Raw genomic sequence first — 7,035 nt, 5'->3', positions numbered from 1 at the left:
TAGGGGTTTTCCTTGTAGTAAAAAAGGCGATTATCGATCTTTGAGATGTCGACTTGAGTATCGCCTTTTTCTTTCAGTTTAGCATTTAGATCCTCTATATCCGCCTCCGGCAAATTCTTTTACCACCGGATTTCCAAAATTGGGAAAACCTATGGTAAAACCGTATCCGTCGTTTGCGTATGATCCGCGAAACCCATTATACCCCTCTTGCGTAACTCTATCCGAGTTATCCATATTTTTGTGAGTACCATAAATAGTACTCACAAAAAGAATTTTTACTGTCCTATATCCACATGAGATTCATAAGTATTAACGCCAGATAAACTAACGAGCATATCTGATATATCTTGATGACTTACCTGTGTATTATCTTCAAATTTGATGTTTTCTAGCTTGTTGTGATAGCCAAATGCCCATTTAAAATGATCTTTCACAGTAATCTCATCGGCTTGGTTTTTAAAGTGTATAATAAGGTCATTTTTACTCCTGCTAAGTATCAGTTCGTCTTTGTTAATATTTCTGAGTAAAAGAGTATCTCTACCGCCGGTATCTTTGATAATATCTTTCCCGTCACCTTTAGCAAAAATATATGTATCATTGCCTATACCGCCGTTTAGATAATCATCGCCTTTGCCGCCTACAATGGTATCGTGTCCGATATGTCCATAGATTTTATCGCTTAAATTTGAACCTATCAAAGCATCACTTCTTACTCCACCTTCTATTAAAGTAGGGGTATCATCATCGGCTTTGAAATATACCTTGTCAAATAGAGTTTTTAACTTTGTTTCGCCTTTTTCCGCGAACTTTATGACGGTTTTATTGGTTTGCAGCGCCGTAAATTCTTTTATGGCTTTGTGATCCAAAACGATATCTTTAAATTTGATGAGTGATATTTTTTCTTCTGTGCCGTAAAAATCCTTTATGGTAACCGCATCGGTTTTTGATTTATGTATTACAACATCATTATTTTTTTGTCTAAATACAACTTCTTTGATGCTAAATTTTGACATATCGATACTATTTTTGTCTTTATTTTCTGTATTTGTTTCAACAATAACGTCTTTGCCGAAATTTGCGTCAAATATATATGTATCGCTGCCTTTACCGCCCTCTAATATATCGTCTCCGCCTTTGCCATCTATGATATTATCCTTGTCGTTACCTTTAATGGTTTCATTTTGATTGGTGCCAGTATTACTAAGATCGAATAAAGCATCCTCAAGCTCTCCGAGACTATTTGGTTGAAAAAATTTGCCTCCGGTTTCTTGAGCATAAATTTTTAAATTTTGCAAATCGGAATTAATGGATATTACGTTTATTTTTACAGAATTATCAAAATGTTCAGAATTGGATTTGGCACTTATGCTTCTTAGAATGCTCGTGCCAAAATTCTTAGCCATATCTATTACTTCTTGAGTTCTTTCATTGTCATCTCCAGGCTCGTCGGTCATAAGATATATTTCTTTGCTTAAGCCATTGTCTTTTGTAAAATTTCTCATGCCTTCTATTATAGCGGCATTGTGATATTCGATGCCGCCACCCTCTTCTCTCACGGAGTTAATACCTTGCTGAAATGACTCATAGTCGGTATATACGCCAACCGTTTTTATATTATTGTTACTGAAAGTGACGATTGAAATTTTTGAATAAGTGCCTTCTTTGAAAATATTGCTTGCTATTGCTCTTGCGCTCGCTTTTGCTGTATCTATATCATCATACATAGAGCCGGTGGTATCTATGACGATAGATACTTCTTTACCTGCTTTATCGGATAAGTTAATACCAAGGCTTTTTTCTTCTTTAAAATATCTTTCTATAATTATGGTATCATTTGTTTGTTGATTCTTGACGGATAATAATGAGCCGATAAATTTATATTGGAATTTTTTATCCTCGCTAATATAGGCCTTTTCTTCTTTATTATAAATTCCGCCTTTTAATAAATCTCCTTTAAAATACACCTCTCCTTTGCCGTCGTCGTCCTTGACGATATCAAGATTCCCCGCACGGTAGGTATCTTTACCTTTTCCACCCATAAGAGCATCACGTTCATTATCATCATCTCCGATCAGGGTATCATCGCCAACTCCGCCCATCAGAAAATCTCTTCCTTTTCCGCCGGTTAGGGTATTAAAGCTTCCTTGATCAATATTAGTAGAATCTGCAGTTAATGGTATCATTGGTTGGTTTCCGGCATATATATGGTCTGCACCGTCTCCACCTACCAATGTATCGTTGCCAGCGCCACCCACTATAATACTGTCTTTATTCCCATTTATTTTAATATTATCGTCACCTCCTAGGCCAAATATTGTATTAATTAGGCCATCATTTTGAACCGTATTATTTTCATTATTTTCGTACGTGACATGATAATTTCCCTTACTTGCTGTATTCTGCCATCCAATGCCATTGCCCATAACGTACTTATATAATGATTTATCGACATTATCGGCATTATCCGATGGGAGTAAATTTCCTTCAAAATCTGTAGGGTTAAGACCGATGGCATGTAGTGCTTTCCATGTGAAATCTATACAACTATTGGCTACTCCATTGTATTTATCTATATCAAATCCGTATTTTTTAGGGTCTTTACTAAAATCTTTCAGAATATGGTATTGATCTTCAGTAATATATATCTTGCCCGAATAATATATATCTAGATATTTACTATCGTCCTGGTATTTTTGTTCCCCAGGACCAAAGGGATCTCCTTGTTTTGCGGGTCCAAATCCCATTGATGAAGTTTTACCATTGCCTTATACAGAAAGCCACATATGTCCCGCTATCGATGGACTTTCGTCTTTCATTTTAGCACCTGCAGCTGCTATCTTAACCGTAAGGGTAAACATGATTGCTCCTTTATAAGAAATTTGTCATCTACTTTGCAAAATCATAATTGACATAAATCCAAGCGTCTAAGTCTTTTAGTTCAGGATAGTCATTTACAGTCTCTACTATGATTTCATAAATTCCCGGTTCAAGTTTTTTGTAAAATATAGTTCGACCATGGGCGACCCTAACTGGTTCTGACGGATTAACAATGTCGTCAATCAGGGTTATGTTTGTATCTTTTATGGCTTTTACCGTGATTTTGATTGGAAACGGAGGGAATTTGCGTTCAAAATAACTGGTGCAGAGATATTTTTCTACGAGTTTATCATAGGTTTCATCGTCTATTTTTGTTTGTCTATATCTATTATAGTATAAATCTACAAATACTTTAGGTATCTTATCCTCAATCCTTACGAGAAAATCTACCTTATTACCTTTTTTGCTGATATCGATAGGCTTAAAGACGGGAGCGGCAGGTGCATCGCTAAAACCTAAAATATACGGCCAGTCCGCATTAAATAGCCCGAAATACCACGCCACCGGCGTGAGTAAGACTAATGTTAAGACGGAGGCAAATATGATACCCATCATTTTTTTACTCACTTTACGACCTTCTTTGAAATTTTAGCCCCAGTACTTATTGTAACATCAATTATGTATCGAACTTATCGTACGGTAACTTAAAGTAACATAAATAATAATAAATATCAAAAATAAAATTTGATCTTGTTTCGATTTGTATAATTAAGACAAAAAATCAGCTTAATTGTTTCTTGATTTTGTCTTAGGGTATCAAAATAATGCAGAAACACTACGTTTGCGAGACTTTTGCGATTGTATTTTTTAAGTATGTTTATTTATGATGGGTATGATTGGCATAAATGCTATAGACTTCCGGCTGCAAAAACTATAAATATTTTAGGGTTAATGACAAAATAAATTTGCTATTGAAGAGAAAATTTACATATTGTGAAAATAGCGTTATGGTTGACCGCTTTTATTGTTTGAAACTAATATACGAGCAAAAAACATATTAATTAGCATTCCAATGACATCAATAATAAAGAATATATAATATAGATAGCGGCAGCAAAGAAAGGCCAAACGATTTAGCCGCTATTATGTAGCAAATGCACAAGACTTTCATAATAAAACATTGCTAAAAATTTTAACAAGTATTTACTAATATTTACGCCTAGTTGACACATAGTTGCATTATTTAATTAAACACTATATCAATAGAGTATTACCAAGTCTATTTCCTTCTATCGTATTTAAGTTTTTAGCCCTGTTGCCTTTAAATATGCTTCAAGCTCCTCAATACGTTCGGCTTCAAGCTCCTCAATATATTTTTCCATGTAAGCAAAACATATTTCACCGTTTAGAAAAGGTAACCTTAACATTGTTTCGTAAAATGTTTTTTCAAAATCTCTAACCAAAACACTTTGGAAATTTTTTTGATACTTATTTAAAAGTGAAATAAAGTACAAGGCTACTTTTTTATTAAAATATGGAACTTTGGGGATTATTGTTTTTGTGAATTGTCCTGCATAAAAATCTTTTTCCATATAAAAAAATTGCATTCCTAACATCCCTACAGCTATACTATTGCCATTAATCTTATGATCTTCGTCCAAATATTCTACGTAGCCAGAGACACCGTTATTTAAAACAGTTCTTGTAAAATAAGGGTATAGCTCATTATCGGTAAAAATAAAGCTGTCTTTATTTAATTGAGGGTTTCCTTTTATTTCAAATAGTTCTTTTGCCGGCTTCACATTCCACGTACCACCCATTTTTTAAAGTCACGCTCAAGTTTTTCTATGCGATTGCTTTGATTTTTTTTAAAATTATTAAATTTATTTTTTTTTAATACTTTTGCAACTTCCCAAGCTAAATAATCAGAAACTACGGTTTTAAAATCATCTAAGTTAGCCGTTGTATCAATTTTTTTGTGCTGATCAAAGCTCCAATCTGCTCCCGACTCATCAATAAAATCTTCGACATAAATATCCTCTAAAACCCAAAGTTTTTGATCTATTTTCGCTTTTAAACCATTCTTGTAGACCTGTAATAACCCCCTGTATCTTTCCGTGGCTCTATCTATTTCTTGAATTTTTCTTTTAGTTCTCTTATAGCCATCATTTCTGAAATCAATAAATTTTACTGTTTTATTAAAATCGTGTGACTTCCCTGCTTCAAAAATATAAATGCTTGTAGGAACTGTAGCCATAGGCTCGAATAAATCAATAGGCATTTTTATACTCGCAATCAAACTATGGCTTTTAATAATTCTTTTATTGGTTTCAACTGCTTTCCCACTTCCAGCACTATCTTGAATAATAATTGCCCCTAGTCCGCCTTTTTGCATTTTATCAAGACCAAAAGCGATAAAAGGCATCCCGTTTTCATCATAACTAAATGGAGGATTAAGAAGAATTCTATCGGCTTTAAATTTTACATATAATTCTTCAGGTGTTTTGAATGTATTCCCTTTCTGGATATTGCTTGAACCATCACCCCTTAATATCATATTCGTAGTAGCCAGAGTATACATCTCTGCGTTTAGCTCTACACCTAAAAGTCTTTCGGCTTTTATTTCTTTGATTTTATCCTTTGATTTTGTAGTATCTTTCCCATGCTTATGCTCAATGCAGGCAATCATACGTTCCATGCTACTAATTAAAAACCCTGCACTTCCAGTTGCTAGATCCATAACTCTGTTTTCTTCGGTTACTTCTAAAATTTCAGCCATTAGCTTTGTAATATAGGGTGGTGTTAAAACAATCCCTATTTCTTTTCCATCTCCAAGAGCATATTTGAGAAACTCGGAATACATCTCACCCATTATATCTATATGACCGGCAATTGCATCAATTTGCTTAAAAACATATTCGTATAAGAATGTGAAAATCTGCTTATTACAACTACTTTCTTTCTCCAATAAGTTTGATACTTGCTTATGGTTTTCTATGAGTTCATCACGCTGTTTGTCTTTTGATATTTCTGAGAAAGAAGCCAACATCAAATCTCTTTTATCAGCATCAATATCTCTCGCAGTTAAAAACTCTTTAATTTGAGACACAATTAGCTTTCCATCTCTCTTGGATTCTGTTTGAACTCCCTTTAAATCATCAGGAGTAAGCCCGTCTTGTATCTTCTGTCCATTTTTGTTAATGACATCTTGCATAGACAAAAGCATGCCTGAAACATACAGCACTCGTTGAGGAGCTGTTATATTATGATTGTGCATTAGTTTATTTAATTTTGTAGCATATTCATTTAAAGATTTTTTACTTGTAATCAGTAGCTCGTGTTTTTCTTCCTCTGTCAGTATCGCGTCTTTATAGAAATTTGCAAAGGAAGATTCGTTCTCTAGAAAATCCAATGTAGTATATCTGTCCATATACTTGATAGATTTCATTGAAGAACCATAAACATAATAGATTTTTATTTCTACATCATGCTCACTACTCCCTGCCACACCAATTGCAATTACTTCATTATACTTATCGCTATCGATCATCTGTGTAGCATAATACAAAGCTCCGTTTACCGCGTAAGCTCTTATGGATTTTTCATCTGCTTTTATGCCATCTTTAGTCTCTGCAACTATTTTTTTACCATCAAGTTTATTCTCGAAAACTACAGGTATATTATATTTTTCTATGTGAAAATCGGGCTTCCCAAAATTCGTCTTGTTTTTTGTCTTCGCTGAGCCTCTAAGTGCTTCTTTCATATAATTAGACATACTAGACTCAACATTATAGTCCTTGAGTTTTTCTAGTCCTAATTCTTCGAGTTTCTTTTTTACATAGTCGTTTATATCATCTTCTAATGTCCATTTTATCATTTTTGACCATACCTTATGAAAAATCTAATTTTTAGCATCTCATCTCCTCAACTCTCTTATAATTATATCTTTTTCTCTATTAGAGATATATAGCTTCGCCCTAGCTTTTCAAGAACCGCCATAATAAATCCTTTAAAGCAGATGTTTTTATAGCTTAAAAAGAAATATCTCTTATTTAAAGCTATGGCAGAATTTTAGCCTCTTTTACGATGAAAGTCTTGTGCATTTGCTACATAATAGCGAGCTTTTTATAAAACAAATTAATACTTCTAAAGAAAATATGATATTTAAAAGCAACAACTATCATATAAATATAACATACAAATATCTATAGCCAAGTT

At 33.6% G+C, this 7,035-nt stretch carries 4 protein-coding genes and 1 pseudogene; all 5 read right to left on the bottom strand.

Annotated features, from left to right (window positions below):
* Window positions 1-78: 78 nt before the first annotated feature.
* Entirely contained in the window at window positions 79-234 is a 156-nt protein-coding gene (locus tag CDOM16189_RS07855; RefSeq protein ID WP_169976167.1) for a hypothetical protein, read from the bottom strand.
* Window positions 235-275: 41 nt separating this feature from the next.
* Window positions 276-2,744: a calcium-binding protein gene (locus CDOM16189_RS07850; RefSeq protein ID WP_169976169.1), complete on the bottom strand. Its 2,469-nt coding sequence runs from the start codon at window positions 2,742-2,744 to the stop codon at window positions 276-278.
* A gap of 142 nt (window positions 2,745-2,886) precedes the next feature.
* On the bottom strand, window positions 2,887-3,444 hold the full coding sequence (locus tag CDOM16189_RS07845) for a DUF5625 family protein (RefSeq protein ID WP_169976171.1): 558 nt from the start codon (window positions 3,442-3,444) through the stop codon (window positions 2,887-2,889).
* 671 nt (window positions 3,445-4,115) lie between these two features.
* Complete coding sequence (locus CDOM16189_RS07840) at window positions 4,116-4,637, bottom strand: restriction endonuclease subunit S (RefSeq protein WP_169976173.1); 522 nt, start codon at window positions 4,635-4,637, stop codon at window positions 4,116-4,118.
* 71 nt (window positions 4,638-4,708) lie between these two features.
* Window positions 4,709-6,694 (bottom strand): annotated as a pseudogene (locus tag CDOM16189_RS07835) (HsdM family class I SAM-dependent methyltransferase); the annotation flags it as partial.
* Between the last annotated feature and the right edge of the window lie 341 nt (window positions 6,695-7,035).

It is taken from the genome of Campylobacter sp. RM16189, from assembly GCF_012978815.1.
In the GTDB taxonomy this organism is placed as follows: domain Bacteria; phylum Campylobacterota; class Campylobacteria; order Campylobacterales; family Campylobacteraceae; genus Campylobacter_A.
This window is presented reverse-complemented; position numbering and strand designations above follow the sequence as displayed.